This is a genomic window from Streptomyces sp. NPDC088554 (genome assembly GCF_044752945.1).
Taxonomy (GTDB): Bacteria; Actinomycetota; Actinomycetes; order Streptomycetales; family Streptomycetaceae; genus Streptomyces.
Window position 1 is genome coordinate 1 of record NZ_JBIVMF010000004.1, and the last position, 18,272, is coordinate 18,272.

General features: G+C 69.2%; 21 protein-coding genes and 1 tRNA gene. 14 read left to right on the forward strand and 8 right to left on the reverse strand.

Annotated elements, in window-relative coordinates; translation table 11 throughout:
- Positions 1 to 55: 55 nt before the first annotated feature.
- From ACIP8W_RS05585 to ACIP8W_RS05595, 3 genes are all read right to left on the reverse strand, one after another.
- Entirely contained in the window at positions 56 to 799 is a 744-nt protein-coding gene (locus ACIP8W_RS05585; protein ID WP_402202057.1) for a lasso peptide biosynthesis B2 protein, read from the reverse strand.
- On the reverse strand, positions 771 to 2,594 hold the full coding sequence (locus ACIP8W_RS05590) for an albusnodin/ikarugamycin family macrolactam cyclase (RefSeq protein WP_402202059.1): 1,824 nt from the start codon (positions 2,592 to 2,594) through the stop codon (positions 771 to 773). Before ACIP8W_RS05590 ends, ACIP8W_RS05585 begins: the two co-directional genes overlap by 29 nt.
- Positions 2,595 to 2,675: 81 nt before the next feature.
- The gene (locus tag ACIP8W_RS05595; RefSeq protein ID WP_401946600.1) at positions 2,676 to 2,813 is read right to left on the reverse strand and encodes an albusnodin family lasso peptide; all 138 of its coding nucleotides are present in this window, start codon (positions 2,811 to 2,813) and stop codon (positions 2,676 to 2,678) included.
- A 298-nt stretch (positions 2,814 to 3,111) separates the two neighbouring features.
- On the opposite strand from ACIP8W_RS05595, the gene ACIP8W_RS05600 reads away from it, so the two are divergent.
- Complete coding sequence (locus tag ACIP8W_RS05600; protein ID WP_401946603.1) at positions 3,112 to 3,594, forward strand: hypothetical protein; 483 nt, start codon at positions 3,112 to 3,114, stop codon at positions 3,592 to 3,594.
- The gene (locus ACIP8W_RS05605; RefSeq protein ID WP_401946606.1) at positions 3,579 to 4,361 is read left to right on the forward strand and encodes a hypothetical protein; all 783 of its coding nucleotides are present in this window, start codon (positions 3,579 to 3,581) and stop codon (positions 4,359 to 4,361) included. The genes ACIP8W_RS05600 and ACIP8W_RS05605 overlap by 16 nt, the downstream gene beginning before the upstream one ends.
- A gap of 151 nt (positions 4,362 to 4,512) precedes the next feature.
- Here ACIP8W_RS05605 and ACIP8W_RS05610 read toward each other — a convergent pair whose 3' ends face one another.
- A complete protein-coding gene (locus ACIP8W_RS05610) occupies positions 4,513 to 4,737 on the reverse strand; it encodes a DUF397 domain-containing protein (RefSeq protein ID WP_401946609.1) in 225 nt (74 codons plus the stop codon).
- 3 nt (positions 4,738 to 4,740) lie between these two features.
- Positions 4,741 to 5,616 carry a helix-turn-helix domain-containing protein gene (locus tag ACIP8W_RS05615; RefSeq protein WP_401946612.1) on the reverse strand — a complete coding sequence of 292 codons (876 nt, stop codon included), beginning with the start codon at positions 5,614 to 5,616 and terminating at the stop codon, positions 4,741 to 4,743.
- Between the two features lie 283 nt (positions 5,617 to 5,899).
- Between ACIP8W_RS05615 and ACIP8W_RS05620 the strand changes: the two genes are divergently transcribed.
- Both ACIP8W_RS05620 and ACIP8W_RS05625 read left to right on the forward strand, forming a co-directional pair.
- Entirely contained in the window at positions 5,900 to 6,292 is a 393-nt protein-coding gene (locus ACIP8W_RS05620; RefSeq protein ID WP_401946615.1) for an ATP-binding protein, read from the forward strand.
- A gap of 53 nt (positions 6,293 to 6,345) precedes the next feature.
- On the forward strand, positions 6,346 to 6,555 hold the full coding sequence (locus tag ACIP8W_RS05625; RefSeq protein ID WP_401946618.1) for a hypothetical protein: 210 nt from the start codon (positions 6,346 to 6,348) through the stop codon (positions 6,553 to 6,555).
- Positions 6,556 to 6,897: 342 nt separating this feature from the next.
- Here ACIP8W_RS05625 and ACIP8W_RS05630 read toward each other — a convergent pair.
- Both ACIP8W_RS05630 and ACIP8W_RS05635 read right to left on the reverse strand, forming a co-directional pair.
- Positions 6,898 to 6,969 (reverse strand) — tRNA-Arg (locus ACIP8W_RS05630).
- Between the two features lie 101 nt (positions 6,970 to 7,070).
- On the reverse strand, positions 7,071 to 7,988 hold the full coding sequence (locus ACIP8W_RS05635; RefSeq protein ID WP_402202063.1) for a Ku protein: 918 nt from the start codon (positions 7,986 to 7,988) through the stop codon (positions 7,071 to 7,073).
- 50 nt (positions 7,989 to 8,038) lie between these two features.
- Between ACIP8W_RS05635 and ligD the strand changes: the two genes are divergently transcribed.
- Both ligD and ACIP8W_RS05645 read left to right on the forward strand, forming a co-directional pair.
- On the forward strand, positions 8,039 to 8,953 hold the full coding sequence (gene ligD / locus ACIP8W_RS05640; protein ID WP_401946624.1) for a non-homologous end-joining DNA ligase: 915 nt from the start codon (positions 8,039 to 8,041) through the stop codon (positions 8,951 to 8,953).
- 82 nt (positions 8,954 to 9,035) lie between these two features.
- Complete coding sequence (locus tag ACIP8W_RS05645) at positions 9,036 to 9,320, forward strand: zinc-ribbon domain-containing protein (RefSeq protein WP_401946626.1); 285 nt, start codon at positions 9,036 to 9,038, stop codon at positions 9,318 to 9,320.
- Here ACIP8W_RS05645 and ACIP8W_RS05650 read toward each other — a convergent pair.
- Positions 9,297 to 9,998, reverse strand: coding sequence for a FadR/GntR family transcriptional regulator (locus ACIP8W_RS05650; RefSeq protein WP_401947406.1), 702 nt, complete (start codon positions 9,996 to 9,998; stop codon positions 9,297 to 9,299). The two genes, ACIP8W_RS05645 and ACIP8W_RS05650, sit on opposite strands and share 24 nt — an antisense overlap.
- 207 nt (positions 9,999 to 10,205) lie before the next feature.
- Here ACIP8W_RS05650 and ACIP8W_RS05655 point away from each other — a divergent pair, with 207 nt between their 5' ends.
- The 8 genes from ACIP8W_RS05655 (at position 10,206) to ACIP8W_RS05690 (ending at position 18,217) form a co-directional block, all read left to right on the forward strand.
- Positions 10,206 to 11,276, forward strand: a complete 1,071-nt coding sequence (locus ACIP8W_RS05655; protein WP_401946629.1) for a sugar ABC transporter substrate-binding protein — start codon at positions 10,206 to 10,208, stop codon at positions 11,274 to 11,276.
- On the forward strand, positions 11,273 to 12,778 hold the full coding sequence (locus ACIP8W_RS05660) for a sugar ABC transporter ATP-binding protein (RefSeq protein WP_402148678.1): 1,506 nt from the start codon (positions 11,273 to 11,275) through the stop codon (positions 12,776 to 12,778). Before ACIP8W_RS05655 ends, ACIP8W_RS05660 begins: the two co-directional genes overlap by 4 nt.
- A complete protein-coding gene (locus ACIP8W_RS05665) occupies positions 12,771 to 13,796 on the forward strand; it encodes an ABC transporter permease (protein WP_401946635.1) in 1,026 nt (341 codons plus the stop codon). Before ACIP8W_RS05660 ends, ACIP8W_RS05665 begins: the two co-directional genes overlap by 8 nt.
- Before the next feature lie 96 nt (positions 13,797 to 13,892).
- A complete protein-coding gene (locus tag ACIP8W_RS05670) occupies positions 13,893 to 15,266 on the forward strand; it encodes an L-fuconate dehydratase (protein ID WP_401946637.1) in 1,374 nt (457 codons plus the stop codon).
- The gene (locus tag ACIP8W_RS05675) at positions 15,263 to 16,018 is read left to right on the forward strand and encodes an SDR family NAD(P)-dependent oxidoreductase (protein ID WP_401946641.1); all 756 of its coding nucleotides are present in this window, start codon (positions 15,263 to 15,265) and stop codon (positions 16,016 to 16,018) included. Before ACIP8W_RS05670 ends, ACIP8W_RS05675 begins: the two co-directional genes overlap by 4 nt.
- Positions 16,015 to 17,025, forward strand: a complete 1,011-nt coding sequence (locus tag ACIP8W_RS05680) for an aldo/keto reductase (RefSeq protein WP_401946643.1) — start codon at positions 16,015 to 16,017, stop codon at positions 17,023 to 17,025. The genes ACIP8W_RS05675 and ACIP8W_RS05680 overlap by 4 nt, the downstream gene beginning before the upstream one ends.
- Entirely contained in the window at positions 17,022 to 17,336 is a 315-nt protein-coding gene (locus ACIP8W_RS05685) for an L-rhamnose mutarotase (protein ID WP_401946646.1), read from the forward strand. The genes ACIP8W_RS05680 and ACIP8W_RS05685 overlap by 4 nt, the downstream gene beginning before the upstream one ends.
- Before the next feature lie 26 nt (positions 17,337 to 17,362).
- Positions 17,363 to 18,217: an amidohydrolase family protein gene (locus tag ACIP8W_RS05690; RefSeq protein ID WP_401947408.1), complete on the forward strand. Its 855-nt coding sequence runs from the start codon at positions 17,363 to 17,365 to the stop codon at positions 18,215 to 18,217.
- The last annotated feature ends 55 nt before the right edge of the window (positions 18,218 to 18,272 follow it).

Genomic DNA, 18,272 nt, shown 5'->3' on the forward strand with positions numbered 1-18,272 from the left:
GGGGAGATTATCTGGCCGCCACCAGGGACACCCACGAGGCCACCAGCGGGGAAGATCACTGGCCGCCCACGGGGAGCACTACGAGGCCGTTGACAAGCGTTGAAGGCGGCTCTGCGACAGGGCTGCCGTCCACAGTCTGCACCCACGCATGCAGACGTACGGGGTCGGAGGCAATGCCGTGGCACCAGATGACGGCGCGTCGGCGTGACGCAAGGAGAAGAGCTGCTGCGGCGGACTCTTCCAGGCATGCGGTGCGGCCCGGTGAATACCAGCCCGCATATCGAACAGCGACGACAGCGGCTTCTGCCTGAGATGGGGTGGCAGCCAGACGACAGGAGGCTGTGGCTGCTCTCAGCAAAGTGATGACACGGTGCATCACAGCTGTGTCATCTCCAGCGTGCTTGACGACGAAGACAGTCGCCAGGGCGGCTGCTGCGGCGATACCGGATCGGGCAGGAACATGCGGGGGACAGTCTGTTCCCGCGAGATGCTCAGCGCTCCCCCAACTCGCGGGGGCGGGCTCTGCTGTCAGCACATCGGGCCACGGCCTCGGAGCTGCTGTGGGGATCAACAGACCTGTGCCGAGAAGCCGTACGGCCAGGGCAGGGGCCATGTCGCCCAGGTCACCGGTGACAGCTGTGGCACGCCACAGGTTTGCAGCGGCGGGCAGCAGACACTGGACGTGGCCGCTGCGGTAGTTGATAAGGACCAGAATGTGCCCAAAGTCCAAGGCCCGCACATGGTGTGGAGAAGTAGCGAAGCGCGGGAGGTCAAGCATGTGTGCTCCTCGCCGGTTCATCGGTCCAGGCCGGTCCCCGATCCTCGGAGTGTGCGCGCAGCCAGGCTTCGGAGCTCAGGGCCTGTTCGATAGTGGCCAGCGACATGGGGATGCCTGCGGCGGCCTCGCGCAGATGCCGACGCAACCTGTCGGGGGCGATAATCCCGAGGCCGGCGAGCTGACCGTCTGCGAGGCTCAGAAGATCGGGAAGATTGGCGCGCAATCCGGTGTAGTGGTCGGAATTGAAACTGCCTTTGGTGGTACGGGCCGCGACTGCGGGAGGCAACAGGTGCCGCATCGCGCGACTGAGCACCGGTTTGTAGGTGTGGACCGAGGGACGAAGGTCGATCGGAGTCCGCAGTACGGCGTCCATGACACGCGGGTCGAGGAACGGATTATACAGGTCGATACCACATGTGGCAGCGATTTCATTGTCAGCAGCGGCAGTTCGGGCAACCTCTCGGATCTCGTCCACGAGAGTTCGCACCGAGGCATCGAGACCTGGTAGAGGGTCTTCGGCGTCAACTGCCTCACTTGCCGCGTCAGCCAGCAATTTCACTGCCGCAGGCTCGGCCCAGGTCGGTATCGGCAGGAGTGTGAACCAGGCGACACCACCTCGGTCAGCACCACGGGGAATCGGATGGGCAAAGCCTCGGGCCACCCTGGTCAGCGCATCGCGTCGGCCAGTTCGGGCCATGACAGCGGCCTCGCGTAGGAGCGAAGCCACGGAGCGGTGCCGCAGGCGGGCCCACCCGAGAGTCTCGTTCACTGCCCGCAGCAACTTGCGGTGACGGATGAGATCCGAGAGATGAGCCGGCGGCTGAAACAGAACGCTGTCACCCCCATCACCCGTCAGATGGGTCCGGCTGCCCAGATGCTGGTGCATCCAGTGCAATTGGCTGGTCGGTCTGGAGTGGGTGAGAGTCGAAGGCGCGGGCTCATCGGTAGCCGGTACAGCGCTTATCCGCGTGTAAGGCAAATGCTGGGACGTCAGCGGTAAGAGGTGGTGATTGATGCGGTCGGGGTAAGCAGCCGAGGCCAGCTGGGCGTAACGGAGATCCGCCCCGTTCTCGTTGCCTGCGGGATGAATGGTGACGGCATCAAGACGTTGTCCGCCGGATAGGGAGGATGCGGCCAGAACAGTAACCGTGGTCGAGTCCAGGCCGCCGGACAGATCACAGGACAGACCGGGGGCGGTGTCCACTCGCAGAGCCACCGCCGCCGACAGGGCGTCTCGCAAGCGGCGATCCGGCGGGCCGGGAATCACGTCGGGACGCCACCTGGTACTGCACCGCAGGCTGCCGCCGTTCGTGGGCAATTCGATCCGGCTGCCGGGGGCCAGTTGCTTCACCCCTGTGAAAAAAGTACGTGAGCCCGCAAGAGCCGGCACCGACGGCGAGAGTACGGAGCAGGCGATCCGCTGTGTGTCCACACCCGTCGAAATAAGACGAGCGAGCCTCCGAGCCGAGGAGGAGCAGACCCAGCCGCGCCGCCAAACAGTCACGTAAATGGGCAGGGCAGCACTGGGTTCCGTATGTAACACCACACCGCGAGGTGTCTCTTCGGCAACCGCATACAGCCCCGGCCAGCGCCAGGCGATATCGGTCGGCAGCCTGTCGTCGGTCAGACAGCTCAGCTCGGAGGCAGTCGCGCCACACCAGCCCAGAACCAGAACGTGCCGGTGACCACCCTGAGATGCGGCAAGGCGTACGGGAACACCACCCATCCTCCAGACAGACGATTCGTCACTGACCAACTCGGCACCTTCGGGGCGCACGCTGTCACACCGGGGAACGGTAGAGCCGCCGAAGATCATGTGTCCTCCATGGGGGTGCTCTCCAGATGGGATGTGGTGCGGCCCCTGGCTCCCGGGGCCGCACCACATCGTGCGAGCAGGTCAGCTGTTGTAGGCGCGACGTTTGTCTTCGCTGCTGCCGCCGCCCTGGCCCTCGGTCAACTTGGCGGCGTCACCGAGTTCGACCGGAAGCAACTCGTTCTCGTCACTGCTATCGGCATGACGCAAGTCGTTGTCCATCGTGATTCCTTTCTCCAGAGGTGCAGAGTGGCTCATGCGCTGTTCCGTCCGCTCTCGACATACGCGGACGAGAGTTGGGCATGAGGGAGCTGTCATAGCCGGAAGGGTTCGGTCCCGTCCGTCGCTCACTTGGCCCGACGCACAGTCAACTCGTTCTCTCAAGGTTTCTCGGGTGCCGGAAAAGGGTGCGTTTCCACACAAGGGGGCCGCTCGGGGTACCAGGATTGGGTACGAGGGAAATCAGACGCTTGAGGGAGCGGCATGATGGCATCAGAGGGCATCAGAGGGCATCGGCGCCATGCTGAGGGAGATTCGCGAAGAGGCCAACCTCACCCGCGAGGAACAGGCCCAGATCCTGGCAAAGATTCAGGGCAACCAGTGGTTCGATCCGGAGAACCTGAAGCGCTGGGAGACCGAGCGCCGTCTACCCACCCCGAGATGGCACCAGTTACTGGCCGACGGCTATGGACGATCAATGGAGGAAATCCTCCAAGCGGTAGCGGCTTCCAAGCATCGGCGCAGGTCTGAGCGCCAAACATCCCGCATCGAGGAAGAGGAGGTTACGGCAGTGGACCGAAGGAAGTTTCTCGGCGCGGCGGCGCTGGCGACAGGGGGCTTGCGCTGCCCGGAATCTCGGAGGCACGGCAGGGCATCAACATCGGCCTGTCCGGCTCCGATGCCGGCGATCTCGCCTACCTCAATAGTGCGTTCGAACGTCATAGGGGCGGGTACCACGGGCGTTCACCGAGCGTTGTCCTTGCGCAGATGTACGACGACCTGAACCTCCTGCGCGATGTCCTCGGGCGTCCGCACCCCGCCGCCGTCCGCGCGGACCTGGCCCGCACCGCCACCGGAATCACCGGACTGGTTGCGATCATCCAGCACGACCGGGGCGATCAGCGTGACTCCCACGGCTGGTTCGCCAGCGCCGAGCAGGCAGCCCGAGAGTCCGGCGACCGGCAGATGCTGGCCTGGGTCCTGGCTCGGCATGCGATGCTCCCGCTCAACTACGGTGCCCCGAACGCCGCCGCGCACCTTGCCGCGCGTGCCAGGGCCGAAGCCGGCCGGACCCCGAACGCTGTCGCCGCGCTCGCGGCAGCGGTTGCGGCGCGATCACTCGCCTCGGCCGGTGACCACAAGGGCGCCCTCCGAGCGGTAGCCGATGCCCGCTCCGTAGCGGAACGCCTGAACACCGCCCAGTCGGCCGACACCTGGTTCAGCTATCCCCTTCAGAAACATCACGTCCATCTCTCCCAGGCGTTCACGCTGATGGGCCGTACCCGCGAGGCACACGCCGAGCAGGAGGCCGCACTCACACTCACCGTGTCCCAGTCCGTCATGACGCGCGCCCTCCTCGCGATGGACGCCGCGACCTGCCTCCGTAAAGACGGTGACCACACAGCCTCTGCGGACATGGCGGTAGACATCTGGCAACGGCTTCCCGAGGGATATCTCGACGGACTGGTCCGATCCCGTGCCGAAGCTCTGCATCAGACGCTTTCCGGCAGAGCCCGGACACAACTCGGCGAAGCTCTCGGCTGTCGTTAGCAGTCTGTCGGGAACCCCTTGGCGGCCTCCGGCTCGACGGCACAGTGAGGAGACCGACAGAACGGCTCGCGTTAGTGGCCAGTTGAGATAGTTCTAATCCAGCTGGCCGCTGTCAGCTCGTACCAACCGCTGGCAGACGGGCAGGCGACGACTACAGGTTGTCGAAGTCCCCCGCCGCCATGCCCGACTTGAACGCCCGCCACTCACCGGGGGTGAAGCAGAGATGCGGACCGGAGGGATTCTTCGAGTCGCGGACGGCCACACCACCACCGGGGAGGGTGGCCAGCTCGAAACACTGACTGTCGCCTGCGGTGAAGCTGCTCTTCTGCCAGGAGAGCGTGGTGGGGTCTATCGAGTAGAGATCGGCCTTCTCCATCAGTCAATCTTCCTTGTTCTTGATACCGGCGATCAGGTCGCGGCTCTTGTCGGGATCGAGTGCCGCCCCGGAGAGGTTGTTGAAGATGCGGTGCAGGCGCCGCAGGTCCCGCGGGTCATCCAGCGTCAAGTTACCAGCGACAGATTCACCGAAGGCGATGTCAGGCACATCATCATCAGAGAACCGGAAGACCTGGAACGCGGCGATCTGTGCACCTTCTTCCCCCTTCTCGTAAGGAATTACCTTCAGTTCGACGGTCTCGCGCTCCGACTGCTCCAAGAGGTGCCGAAGCTGCTCCCGATGCCCCTGCACTCCACCCACCTGAAACTCCAGGGCCGCCTGCGTCACTACGTAGTGGCACACCAGCGGCTGGTCGGTCTCCAGCAACCGGTGACGCTGGCGCAAGTCACGAACCTCAACAAGTGCGTCGATCTGGTCGGGCCCCAACGAGGCGAACCCGGCCCCGATCACCGCACGCGCATAGCGTTCAGTCTGCAACAGCCCAGGAATCACGCCCACTTGATATTCACGCACGACCGATGCCGCAGCCTCGAAGCCGAGGAAACGCTCGTACTCGGCCGTGATGACCTCGCCGTACCGCGCCCACCAGGGTTGGCGCCGCTCCCGCGTGGCGGTGTGCAACTCGGCAAGGCCCACCCGCTCAGGTTCTGAGACCTCGTAGAGATCCATGAGCTTGGCGAAGTGTTCGTGTGAGCAGTTGCGCTTACCCAGCTCTATGCGGCTGATCAGGGAGATGTCGCAGCCGATGGCCGTTGCGACATCCGCGAGGGTCAAGTGATTGACCTCGTCGCGAAGGCGGCGTAGCGCCCGGCCAAGAGTGACACGAGACATCAGTGGCGTACTGCTGGCGGCAGACATGAGGCTCCTCTACTGACCGGTCGATCACGAGATTAACCCGCTCGACCACGCCCCGTTACCGAAAGTCGATTCGAACTGACGATTGGCCTGTCAATTGGACAGGCCAATAGCTTGACCTTTCTCTACAGCGAGTGCCACCTTGACATCGTCACAGAACACACTCAGGAGAACGCCGAGTGTGTTCACGTCTCGCGCGGCCAAGCCGTGCCGGGCAACTGATCGACGAGCAGATGCCCGTACTCATCCGGGAGTTCGGACCGCTCGCGAATCGGTAGGAGCTGTCATGGGTGAACCGAACGAAGTGAGCTTCAGGCTGACCCGTCGCCGCAGCAGCGTCCCCAGAGCGCGGGCGACGCTGCATGCGGCGCTCGGGGGCCGGGCCGTGGGTCAGGACACGCTGGACGAAGCGGAGTTGGTGCTCTCCAAGCTGGTGACCAACGCCCTGCGCGTACCCGTACCGAGTGACCGGCAGGTCGGCGTACGGATCGCGTGGCTGCCGGACGAGAGCCTCGTTCGTCTGGAGGTGAGTGACGCGGGGTCGGGCAAACCGGAGGTTCAGGTGCCCGGCGAGGACGAGACGGGCGGGCGCGGGCTCCTGCTCGTGGAGGCGCTGGCGCACCGTTGGGGCGTGGCGGAGCGCGAGGGCGGCGTCGGGAAAACGGCTGGGCGGAGCTGAACGCCCCGGTCGTCGTACCGGCCCCCACTCCCCCGGCCGAGGTCCCCGCCGCGATGGTTCTGCCGGGTCACTGCGTACGGATGTGGGGATCCTGGCGTACCGCCCTCGGCGTACGCGGCGAACTGGACGCGGACGGAGCGCTCCACGTCGTCATCGACTTCGACGAAGGCCCCGCGCTACGGGTCCACTCGCGCGAGCCCCTGACGGTACGGAAGGCAGGCGCGCCCACCCCGCCCAGAGCCACCGAGACCGTGCCGGGGTGATCGGCTCCGGCGGCCCGCCGCGTTCCGGCGGCCCCGGCGCGGCCGGAACCATAGCCCGGCGGCACCCCCGGGCTATGCACATTTCTGCAAGATCCTCGAACAGGTCGCGACCGGCGAGGAAGTCGTGATCAGCAAGGCGGGAGAGCCACAGGACGACTGCCCGCCCACCACCGGGATCCCTTCGACCGGATACTCGTCGAGCGACTCCGAAAGCGGGTAGATCCTGGATGCGACCTACGGGGCTCCGCCTCGCGGCTCTCCGTCCAAGTTGGCCGTGTGCGTTGCGACAACAACAAAAAGGCGCTGACCTGTGTTTCCACAGTTCAGCGCCTTGATCCGGAGTGCCCCCGGCAGGATTCGAACCTGCGCACCCGGCTCCGGAGGCCGATGCTCTATCCCCTGAGCTACGGGGGCGTGTCGCCGGTTTGCTTGGCGACGAGGGAAACACTACCAGCTTCTACGGGGTGGCTGTGAACGGGTATTTCGGGGCGGGGGTGGGGTGGGGACGGGGGAGGTCAGGCCGAGGCGCGTTTGGTTTTGGTGGGTGTGGTCTTCTTCGCGGCCCGCTTCTTGGCCGGGGTGGTCTTCCGCGCCGCCTTCTTCGCGGTCTTCTTGGCCGGGAGCCTCGTGACCTCGGCGACGGGTTCGTCCGTGGCGCGGGCCTCCTTGGCCGCGCGGACGCTGTTCTCCAGGGCCGCCATCAGGTCGAGGACCTTGCCGCCGCCCTCGGTGGGGGTGGTCTGCGGGGCGACCGGTTCGCCGTCGGCCTTGGCCGCGATCATCTCCTCGACGGCCTCGCGGTAGTCGTCGCGCAGGGTTTCCAGGTCGACCGTGCCCAGGGTGTCCATCAGGGCGTCGGCCAGGTCGAGTTCGGCTTCGCGTACGGTCACCGGGGTCTCCGGGGCGACGCCCTCGGGGGTGCGGATCTCGTCGGGCCAGAGGAGGCCGTGCATGGCGATGACGTCGTCGACGACACGGAGCATGCCGAGCCGTTCGCGTCCCCGCAGGGCGAATTTGGCGATGGCGACCTTCTGGCTGCGCTTCAGCGCCTCGCGCAGCAGGGTGTACGGCTTGGCGGCGGGGACGCCGCTCGCGGAGAGGTAGTACGCGGTGTCCATCTGGAGGGGGTCGATCGAGGCGGCCGGGACGAACGCGACGATCTCGATCGTCTTCGCCGTGGGCAGCGGCAGCCCGGCCAGGTCCTCCTCGGTGATCGGGATGATCGAGCCGGTCGCGTCCTCGTACCCCTTGCCGATCTCCGCCGTCGTCACCTCCTGGTCGTCCAGTTCGCAGACCTTGCGGTAGCGGATCCGGCCGCCGTCCGTCCGGTGGACCTGGCGGAAGGAGACCGAGTGGTTCTCGGTGGCGTTGACCAGCTTGATCGGGATGCTGACCAGCCCGAAGGAGATCGCGCCGTTCCATATGGATCGCACGTTTCATCCCTTTCATCAGCAGTGAGCGGTATGTGTGGGATTCTTATCGTATGACGCCTCTCACGGAGGTGGAGGGGCGGCGCCTCGCGCTCAGCAACCTCGACAAGGTCCTCTACGCCGCCACCGGCACCACCAAGGGCGAGGTCCTCCACTACTACGCCCGGACGGCGGCCCCCCTGCTGGCCCATCTCGCCGACCGTCCCGTCTCCTTCCTGCGCTATCCGGACGGCCCCGGCGGCCAGCACTTCTTCACCAAGAACCCGCCCCCCGGCACCCCGTCCTGGGTGCGGCTGGCCGACGTGCCCCGAACCACCACGCAGACCGGCCGGCAGGTGGTCGTGGGGGATCTGGCGACGCTGATGTGGGCGGCCAACCTGGTCGTGGAGTTCCACACCCCGCAGTGGCGGGCCGGCGCACCCGGGCTGGCCGACCGGCTCGTCCTCGATCTGGATCCCGGCGCCCCGGCCGGGGTCGCGGAGTGCTGCGCGGTGGCCCTCTGGCTGCGCGAGCGGCTGCGGGCGGACGGCCTCGACGCGTACGCGAAGACCTCGGGGTCCAAGGGGCTGCATGTGCTCGTACCGCTGGTACGGACGGACTCGGCGGCCGTCTCGGCGTACGCGAAGGGGCTGGCCGTCGAGGCCGAGGAGGCGCACCCCGAGCTGGTGACGCACCGGATGCGGCGTTCGCTGCGGGCGGGGAAGGTCTTCGTCGACCACAGCCAGAACGCCGCGGCCAAGACCACCGCCGCCCCCTACACCCTGCGCGCCCGGCCCGAGCCGACCGTCTCCACCCCGGTGACCTGGGACGAGGTCGGGAGCTGCGGGGACGCCGGACAGCTGGCCTTCCGGCTGGACGACATCCCGGAACGGCTCGAACGGTACGGAGACCTCCTCGCCCCGCTCCTCGACCCCGCCCCGGCCGGGCGGCTGCCGCCCCCGCCGCCGGACTCACCGCCGCCGCCCTGACCGGCGCCCCGGCCGTATCCGGCCCCTTTGTCGGTGCGGTGCGGCACACTCTCCTCAGGACCCTCACGCTTTAAGGACCCTCATGATCATCTTCGGCACCAAGGGCTATCTCTACCAGCTGGCGATACTCACGCTGGTCTGCGGCCAGTGCGGCAACCCCGCCGCGCACACGCTCAAGAAGCGGGTCACGAAGTTCACGCTGTTCTTCATCCCGCTGTTCCCGTTCTCCACGAAGTTCGCCACGCAGTGCACCTTCTGCGGCGCCGAGCAGAGCGTGTCCAAGGAGCAGGCCGATCAGCTCCTGGCCGCCAACGCCGGCCGGCCCGGCCCCGACCAGAGCGCCTCAGCCCGCCAGCTGCGCTCGTAGCCACTCCTCCACCTCGCCCACATGCGCGGCCGCCGCCGCTCTGGCCGCCTCCGGGTCGCGGGCGACCAGCGCGCGGTAGATCGCGGCGTGCTCGCGGCGGGTCCGTTCGAACGCGTCCTCCTCCTGGTAGCCGCGCCAGACCCGGGCGCGGAACGTCCGCGAGGACAGGCCCTCCAGGATCGCCGCCATGGTGTCGTTGCCCGCGGCGGCCACGATCTCCCGGTGGAAGGCCAGATCGTGGGCGAGGATCTCCTCCGGGTCGTCCGTGGCGACCATCGCCAGCAGGTGCTTCTCCACCTCGGCGAGCCGCTCCGGGCCGATCCGCGCGGCGGCCAGCGCGGTCGCGGTCGACTCCAGGACGCGCCGTACCTCCAGCAGCTCGACCAGTTGCGGACCGCGCGACAGATCGGCCACGACGCCGAAGGTCTCCAGCAGGTCACCGGCCTCCAGCCGGGTCACATAGATCCCCGAGCCGTGCCGGGCCTCCAGGACGCCCAGGACGGTGAGCGCCCGGATCGCCTCGCGCATCGAGCTGCGCGACATGCTCAGCTGCGCCGCCAGATCCCGTTCGGTCGGCAGCCGCTGGCCCGGTTCCAGGCGGCCCTCGCCGATCATCTCCTTGATCCGGTCGATGGCGCGCTGCGTCACCGTGCCCTTGTACGGAGCGGTCGCCGTCACCCTGGGTGTGGTCTCGTCCACGCCACTCCTTCTGTCGCCGGATGCGCCGCAGTCTAACCAGCCAGTGGTCGGACCACTGGTGCCGGAAGCAGGACGGAAGCAGGGAAATTCTCGCTCCTGAGGGTGTTGCACGCATGAAGTGGTCTGATAAATATGCCTGGATCCGCTCGACCACGATTGTGTTCACGCTCGATGAGGAGCCGCCAGATGCCCGGCAGAACAGTGCGGAAGAGGAACCGGTCGAGGACCGTCGGCGCGGTGGCTGCGGCAGCCTGCGTCTCCCTCGTGCTCACCGCGTGCGGCAGTACCAAGGACAGCGTCGCCCCGGGCGGTGGCGGGGACGGCACCGGGCAGGTCGGGGTGATCCTGCCCCTGCTCACCTCACCGTTCTGGCAGTCGTACAACGCCTACGTGCCGAAGCTGGCGAAGTCCGAGGGCGTCGACGCGCTGAAGACCGTCAACTCCAACAGCGATCCCTCGCAGCAGATCACCGACATCAACAACCAGCTCAACCAAGGGGTGAAAGGGCTGGTCGTCGCCCCGCTCGACAGCGCCGCCATCGAAGCGGGGCTCGACCAGGCCGAGCGCAAGGGCGTGCCCGTGGTCGCCGTGGACGTGGCGCCCGAGAAGGGCAGGGTCGCGATGGTCGTACGCGCCGACAACGTGGCGTACGGCGAACAGGCATGCCAGTACCTGGGCAAGCAGATCCCGTCCGGCAAGGTCGTGCAGATCATGGGCGACCTCGCCTCGGTCAACGGCCGGGAGCGCTCCGAGGCGTTCCGCTCCTGCGTCGGGAAGGACTTCCCCGGGCTGAAGGTCCTGGAGATCCCGGCGAAGTGGGAGTCCGACGCGGCGGCCGCCAAGCTCGACACGCTCCTCAACGCCGACCCGGACATCAAGGGCATCTACCTCCAGGCGGGCGGCGTCTATCTCGCGCCCACGCTCCAGACCCTCAAGTCCAAGGGGATGCTGAAGAAGGCGGGCCGGGCCGGGCACATCACGATCATCTCGAACGACGGGATCCCGCAGGAGTTCGACGCCATCCGCAAGGGCGAGATCGACGCGACGATCTCGCAGCCCGCCGACCTGTACGCGAAGTACGGCATGTATTACATCAAGGCCGCCATGGCAGGGAAGACGTTCACCCCCGGGCCGACCGACCACGGCTCCGAGATCGTGAAGCTGCCCAGCGGCATCCTGGAGGACCAGTTGCCCGCCCCGCTGGTCACCAAGGACAACGTCGACGACCCCGCGCTCTGGGGCAACACGGTCGGATGAACACTCCCACCCCGACCCCACTGGTGGAGGCCCGGTCCATCGTCAAGCGGTACGGGCCCACCGTCGCGCTCCGGGACGGCCGGCTCACCGTACTGCCCGGCGAGTCCCACGCCCTCGTCGGCCGCAACGGCGCCGGGAAGTCCACCCTGGTCAGCGTCCTCACCGGCCTCCAGGCCCCCGACGAGGGCACGGTCCGCTTCGACGGCGAGCCCGCGCCCCCGCCGGCCGACCGGGACGCCTGGCGCCGCAAGGTGGCCTGCGTCTACCAGAAGCCCACGGTCGTCCCCGAACTGACCGTCGCCGAGAACCTCTTCATCAACCGGCAGCCGAAGGGCCGCGGCGGCCTCATCAACTGGCGCAGGCTGCGCACCGAGGCCGCCGACCTCCTCTCCACCTGGGACGTACACGTCGACCCCGAGGCGCGCACCGCCGACCTCAAGGTCGAGGACCGCCACATGGTGGAGATCGCGCGGGCGTTGAGCTTCGGCGCCCGGTTCATCGTCCTCGACGAACCGACCGCCCAGCTCGACAACCGCGAGATCGAGCGGCTCTTCACCCGCATGCGCGCGCTCCAGGAGTCCGGCGTCACCTTCCTGTTCATCTCGCACCACCTCCAGGAGGTGTACGAGGTGTGCCAGACGGTCACCGTCCTGCGGGACGCCCGCTGGATCACCACCGCGCCCGTCGCCGAACTCCCGCGCCGGTCACTGGTGGCGGCCATGGCGGGCGAGGCCATCGCCGAACAGGCCGTACCGCTCAAGGCGGTCGCGCCGGACGCGCCGGTGCTGCTCCGGGCCGAGGGGCTCACCTCGGAGGCGTACGAGGACATCGACCTGACCGTCCGCCGGGGCGAGGTCGTCGGCCTCGCCGGGTCCAGCGGCAGCGGCAAGACGGAGCTGGCCGAGTCGTTCGCCGGGCTGCGCACGCCGACCGGCGGAACGGCCCGGCTGGACGGCGAGCGGCTCCCGTTCGGGGATGTGCGGGCCGCGCTGGAGGCGGGCGTGGGCTGTGTCCCGCGCGACCGGCACGAACAGGGCCTGGTCGCCGGGATGAGCGTCGGCGACAACGCCACCCTGAGCGTCCTGGACCGGCTCGGGCGGTACGGATTCGTCGGCACCGACCGTAAACGCCGCTTCGCCACCGCCCTCGTCGAGCGCCTCGACATCCACACCGAGGGCCCCGAGCAGCCCGTCTCCGATCTGTCGGGCGGCAACGCGCAGAAGGTTGTCATGGCCCGCGCCCTCGCCTCCGACCCCAAGCTGCTCGTCCTCATCAACCCCACCGCGGGCGTCGACGTGAAGTCCAAGGAGTCCCTGCTCGCCCGCGTGGACAGCGCCCGCGACGACGGCACCGCCGTGCTCGTCGTCTCCGACGAACTCGACGACCTGCGCCGCTGCGACCGCGTCCTCGTCCTCTTCCACGGCCGTGTCGTCGCCGAATACCCGGCGGGCTGGCGCGACCCCGAGCTGATCGCCTCCATCGAAGGAGTGGACCATGGCTGACACCAAGGCGCCGCCGCTCGCCCCCCTCCGGACTCCGGGCGCCCGCCCGGCCAAGGCCGTACTGCTCCGTCGGGCCCGCGAACTGGCGCTCGTACCGGCCCTGTTGCTGCTCATGGTGCTCGGCTCCGTGGTCAACGACGCGTTCCTCACCGAACGCAACCTGATCTCGGTCCTCGGGGCCTCCGCCGCCCTCGCCATGGTCGTGCTCGCCGAGTCGCTCGTCCTGATCACCGGCAAGTTCGACCTGTCCCTGGAGTCGGTCGTCGGCGTCGCGCCCGCCGTGGGCGCGCTGCTCGTGCTCCCGGCGGCGCAGTCCGGGTGGGGGACGGAGTTCCCGGCCGTGTTCGCGCTGTGCGCCGTTCTCGTGGCGGGCGCGGCCGTCGGCGCCCTCAACGGCGTCCTCGTGGTGAAGTTCAAGCTCAACGCGTTCATCGTGACGCTCGCGATGCTGATCGTGCTGCGCGGGCTGCTGGTCGGCGCGACCGAGGGCAAGACGCTCTTCGGCATGCCGGACTCCTTCTACGCCCTGGCCACCACCACCTTCCTCGGCGTCCCCCTGTCGGTGTGGCTGGCCGGTGTCGCCTTCGCCGTCGCCGGACTGGTCCTGAAGTACCACCGGATCGGCCGCGCCCTGTACGCGATCGGCGGCAACGCGGACGCGGCCCGCGCGGCCGGTATCCGGGTCGAGCGCGTGATGCTCGGCGTGTTCGTCGTCGCGGGTGTCCTCGCCGCCGTCGGCGGGATCATGCAGACGGGGTACGTCGGCGCGATCAGCGCGAACCAGGGCAACAACATGATCTTCACCGTCTTCGCGGCGGCGGTGATCGGCGGCATCAGCCTGGACGGCGGCAAGGGCTCCATGCTCGGCGCCCTGACCGGCGTACTGCTGCTGGGTGTCGTACAGAACCTGCTCACCCTCGCCCAGGTCCCGTCCTTCTGGATCCAGGCCATCTACGGAGGGATCATCCTGGTAGCCCTCATGATCGCGCGGGTCACCACGGGCCGCGCCCAGGACTGACCCGCGCGCACCACCGAGGACCCGCGCCACCCCGCGCCCGCGCCACCGAGGACCCGCACCACCGAGGACCCCCTGCCCCTGACCGAAAGGCATTCCGTGTCCCCGACCCCCGCCGCCCGCGTCATCGCGGTCGACACCCATGACATCCGCTTCCCCACCTCGCGCGAGCTGGACGGCTCCGACGCGATGAACCCGGACCCCGACTACTCGGCGGCCTATGTCGTCCTGCGTACCGACGCGGCCGACGGCCACGAGGGGCACGGCTTCACCTTCACCATCGGGCGGGGCAACGAGGTGCAGGTCGCCGCGATCGACGCGTTGCGCGGGCACGTGGTCGGCCGGTCCGTCGACGAGCTGTGCACGGACCCCGGCTCCCTGAACCGCGATCTGATCGGCGACAGCCAACTGCGCTGGCTCGGACCCGAGAAGGGCGTGATGCACATGGCGATCGGCGCGGTCGTCAACGCGGTGTGGGACCTGGCCGCCAAGCGCGCCGGACAGCCCCTGTGGCGACTGCTCGCCGAGGCCGAACCGGAGTGGCTGGTCAGCCAGATCGACTTCCGCTACCTGACGGACGCGCTCACCCCCGAGGAGGCGCTGGAGCTGCTGCGCCGGGGCCGGGAGGGCGCGAAGGAACGGGCCGCCACCCTCCTGACCCGGGGCTTCCCCGCCTACACCACCTCGGCGGGCTGGCTCGGCTACGACGACGAGAAGCTCACCCGGCTCGCCGCCGGGGCCGTCGCCGACGGCTTCGGGCAGATCAAGCTCAAGGTCGGCGCCGATCTGGAGGACGATGTACGGCGCTGCCGCGTCGCCCGTTCCGTCATCGGCCCCGGGATCCGTATGGCGATCGACGCCAACCAGCGCTGGAACGTCGACGAGGCGATCCGCTGGACGGAGGCGCTCGCCGAGTTCGACCCGTACTGGATCGAGGAGCCCACCAGCCCCGACGACATCCTCGGCCACGCGACGATCCGCCGGGGCGTGGCGCCCGTCAAGGTCGCCACCGGCGAGCACGTCCAGAACCGCATCGTCTTCAAGCAGCTCCTCCAGGCCGACGCCATCGACATCCTCCAGATCGACGCGGCCCGGGTCGGCGGCGTCAACGAGAACCTCGCGATCCTGCTGCTCGCCGCCAAGTTCGGCGTGCCGGTCTGCCCGCACGCGGGCGGTGTCGGCCTGTGCGAACTCGTCCAGCACCTGTCGATGTTCGACTACGTGGCGCTGGCGGGCACGACCGAGAACCGGGTCATCGAGTACGTCGATCATCTGCACGCCCACTTCCTCGATCCGGTGGTGATCCGCGAGGGTCACTACATGGCACCCACCACACCCGGTTTCTCGGCCACCATGCGGCCCGGGTCGATCGCGGAGTTCACGTTCCCCGACGGCACCTTCTGGGCGGCCGACCTCGCGGGGACATCCACGGACCAGGCCGGGCAGGACGGACAGAAGGAGCACACGGCATGACGGACTTCGCAGGGCTCAGGGCGCTGGTCACCGGCGGCGGCTCCGGTATCGGCCGGGCCACCGCCGAGCTGCTCGCCGAGCGGGGCGCCGAGGTCGCCGTACTCGACCTCGACCCGTCGTCGGTCGGGAAGCCGCTGCGCGGCTACCGCGCCGATGTCGCCGACGACGCCTCCGTCCGTACGGCCGTCGCCGCCGCCGTCGCCGATCTCGGCGGCCTCGACGTGCTGGTCAACAACGCGGGCATCGGCGCCCAGGGCACGGTCGAGGACAACGACGACGAGCAGTGGCACCGCGTCCTCGACGTCAACGTCCTCGGCATCGTCCGCACGACCCGGGCCGCGCTGCCGCACCTGCGGGCATCGGCGCACGCGGCCATCGTGAACACCTGCTCCATCGCCGCCACCGCCGGGCTGCCGCAGCGCGCCCTCTACAGCGCGAGCAAGGGCGCCGTGTACTCCCTCACCCTCGCCATGGCCGCCGACCACGTCCGCGAGGGCATCCGCGTCAACTGCGTCAACCCCGGTACGGCCGACACCCCGTGGATCGGCCGCCTCCTCGACTCCGCCCCCGACCCGGCGGCCGAACGGGCCGCCCTGGAGGCCCGCCAGCCCACCGGACGCCTCGTCAGCGCCCCCCAGGTCGCGGGCGCCATCGCCTATCTGGCGAGCCCCCTCTCCGGCGCCACCACCGGCACCGCGCTCGCCGTCGACGGCGGCATGCAGGGGCTGCGGCTGCGCCCGGCGGGCCGGTGAGCGCCCTCGGCCGGAACACCCTCGGCCAAAGCGGTGTCGCGGTCAGCGGGCTGGCCTTCGGCGCGGCGGCCCTCGGCAACCTCTTCGCCGAGGTCACGCAGGAGCAGGCGTACGACGCCGTCGGGGCCGCCTGGGACGCGGGCATCCGCTCCTTCGACACCGCGCCGCACTACGGCCTCGGCCTGTCGGAGCGCCGGCTCGGCGCGGCGCTGCGCGAGCGCCCGCGCTCGGCGTACACCGTCTCCACCAAGGTCGGCCGCCGGCTGGAGCCCGCGGCGGCCGGGGAGGCCGTGGGCGACGACCTCGCCCACGGCTTCGCCGTACCCGCCACCCACCGCCGCGTGTGGGACTTCGGCGCGGACGGGATCCGCCGCACCCTGGACGCCAGCCTGGAGCGGCTCGGCCTCGACCGTGTGGACATCGTCTACCTCCACGACCCCGACGACCACGCCGAACAGGCGCTCCGCGAGGGCTATCCGGCGCTGGAGAAGCTGCGTTCCGAGGGGGTCGTGGGCGCGATCGGCGCGGGCATGAACCGGACCGGGCTGCTCACCCGCTTCGTCCGCGACACCGACATCGACGTGGTGCTGTGCGCGGGCCGCTACACCCTGCTCGACCACGACGCGCTGGCCGGGCTGCTCCCCGCCGCACAGGAACGCGGTACGTCCGTGGTGATCGGCGGCGCCTTCAACTCCGGGCTGCTGGCCGACCCGAGGCCGGGGGCGACGTACGACTACGCCGAGGCGCCGAAGGAGCTGCTGGACCGCGCCCTGGCCCTCAAGGCGGCGGCCGAACGCCACGGCACCACCCTGCGCGCCGCCGCCCTGGCCTTCTGCTCCGCCCATCCGGCGGTGGCGAGCGTCCTGGTCGGCGCCCGTACGCCGGACGAAGTCCGCGACTGCGCCGAGCAGTTCACCGCGCCCGTACCGGCCGCCCTCTGGCAGGAGCTGCGGGACACGGGTCTCCTGCCCGCCGGGGCTCCCGTACCCGACGGGGGGCCGTCATGAGGGTCGCGCTGCACACCAAGGTCCGCGCGGACCGCGTCGACGCCTACGACGCCGCCCACCGCGAGGTCCCCGCGGAGCTGACGGCCGCGATCCGGGCCGCCGGGGCGCGCTCCTGGACGATCTGGCGCAGCGGCACCGACCTGTTCCACGTCCTGGAGTGCGAGGACTACGCCCTGCTCCTCGCCGAGCTGGCGAAACTGCCGGTCAACGTCGGCTGGCAGGCCCGGATGGCGAATCTCCTCGATGTCGTGCACGACTACTCCGACGAGGGCGCGGCGGCGGGCCTGCCCGTGGTCTGGGAGCTGCCATGAACACCGACACCATGAACACCGGGACGATGAGCATCGTCGACGCGCATCACCATCTCTGGGACCTCTCCGTCCGGGACCAGGACTGGATCACCGGCCCCGGACTCCTGCCCATCCGGCGGAACTTCGGCGTCCCCGACCTCGTGCCCGAGGCGCGCGCGGCCGGGGTCGGCCGGACGGTCCTGGTGCAGACGATCACCGTGGCCGAGGAGACCCCGGAGTTCCTGGCGCTGGCCGCCGAGCACGAGCTGATCGGCGCGGTCGTCGGCTGGACCGACCTCACGCACCCCGGCATCGCCGACGAGCTGGCCCGGCTGCGCTCCCTCCCCGGCGGCCGGTATCTGAAGGGCGTACGCCACCAGGTCCAGGGCGAGAGCGACCCCCGGTGGCTGCTCCGCGCGGACGTGCGCCGGGGACTGGCCGCCGTCGCCGACGCGGGCCTCGTGTACGACCTGCTGGTCACGGACGCGCAACTCCCGGCCTGTGTCCGGGCCGCCGAGGACCACCCCGGCCTCACCTTCGTCCTGGACCATCTCGGCAAGCCGCCCATCGCCACGGGCCGGCGGGACCCCTGGGCGGCGGCGGTCCGGGCGCTCGCCGCGCTCCCCAACACCGTCTGCAAGCTCTCCGGCATGGTCACGGAGGCGGCCCCCGGCTCCTGGACCGTCGACGACCTGCGCCCGTACGCCGACACGGTCCTGGACGCCTTCGGCCCGGACCGGCTGATGTTCGGCTCGGACTGGCCGGTCTGCACGCTGGCGGCGACGTACGCGGAAGTGGTCGGCGTGACAAGGAAGTTGACGAGCGGGCTGGGCGACGGTGAGCGCGGGCTGATCCTCGCGGGCACCGCGACCCGCGTCTACGGCCTCCGATCCGGCCTCTGACGCTCCCCGGACGCGACGACGACCCCACCCGATCCGCAAAGACGGTGAAAACGCC

Bases quoted from the DNA above. Each gene is read 5' to 3' on its own strand.
- ACIP8W_RS05690 (WP_401947408.1), top strand. From the start codon at position 17,363: ATGAGCATCGTCGACGCGCATCACCATCTCTGGGACCTCTCCGTCCGG.
- ACIP8W_RS05675 (WP_401946641.1), top strand. From the start codon at position 15,263: ATGACGGACTTCGCAGGGCTCAGGGCGCTGGTCACCGGCGGCGGCTCC.
- ACIP8W_RS05605 (WP_401946606.1), top strand. From the start codon at position 3,579: ATGTACGACGACCTGAACCTCCTGCGCGATGTCCTCGGGCGTCCGCAC.
- ACIP8W_RS05600 (WP_401946603.1), top strand. From the start codon at position 3,112: ATGCTGAGGGAGATTCGCGAAGAGGCCAACCTCACCCGCGAGGAACAG.
- ACIP8W_RS05590 (WP_402202059.1), bottom strand. From the start codon at position 2,594: ATGATCTTCGGCGGCTCTACCGTTCCCCGGTGTGACAGCGTGCGCCCC.
- ACIP8W_RS05665 (WP_401946635.1), top strand. From the start codon at position 12,771: ATGGCTGACACCAAGGCGCCGCCGCTCGCCCCCCTCCGGACTCCGGGC.
- ACIP8W_RS05615 (WP_401946612.1), bottom strand. From the start codon at position 5,616: ATGTCTGCCGCCAGCAGTACGCCACTGATGTCTCGTGTCACTCTTGGC.
- ACIP8W_RS05625 (WP_401946618.1), top strand. From the start codon at position 6,346: ATGGTTCTGCCGGGTCACTGCGTACGGATGTGGGGATCCTGGCGTACC.
- ligD (WP_401946624.1), top strand. From the start codon at position 8,039: ATGACGCCTCTCACGGAGGTGGAGGGGCGGCGCCTCGCGCTCAGCAAC.
- ACIP8W_RS05595 (WP_401946600.1), bottom strand. From the start codon at position 2,813: ATGGACAACGACTTGCGTCATGCCGATAGCAGTGACGAGAACGAGTTG.
- ACIP8W_RS05585 (WP_402202057.1), bottom strand. From the start codon at position 799: ATGAACCGGCGAGGAGCACACATGCTTGACCTCCCGCGCTTCGCTACT.
- ACIP8W_RS05660 (WP_402148678.1), top strand. From the start codon at position 11,273: ATGAACACTCCCACCCCGACCCCACTGGTGGAGGCCCGGTCCATCGTC.
- ACIP8W_RS05645 (WP_401946626.1), top strand. From the start codon at position 9,036: ATGATCATCTTCGGCACCAAGGGCTATCTCTACCAGCTGGCGATACTC.
- ACIP8W_RS05685 (WP_401946646.1), top strand. From the start codon at position 17,022: ATGAGGGTCGCGCTGCACACCAAGGTCCGCGCGGACCGCGTCGACGCC.
- ACIP8W_RS05610 (WP_401946609.1), bottom strand. From the start codon at position 4,737: ATGGAGAAGGCCGATCTCTACTCGATAGACCCCACCACGCTCTCCTGG.
- ACIP8W_RS05655 (WP_401946629.1), top strand. From the start codon at position 10,206: ATGCCCGGCAGAACAGTGCGGAAGAGGAACCGGTCGAGGACCGTCGGC.
- ACIP8W_RS05620 (WP_401946615.1), top strand. From the start codon at position 5,900: ATGGGTGAACCGAACGAAGTGAGCTTCAGGCTGACCCGTCGCCGCAGC.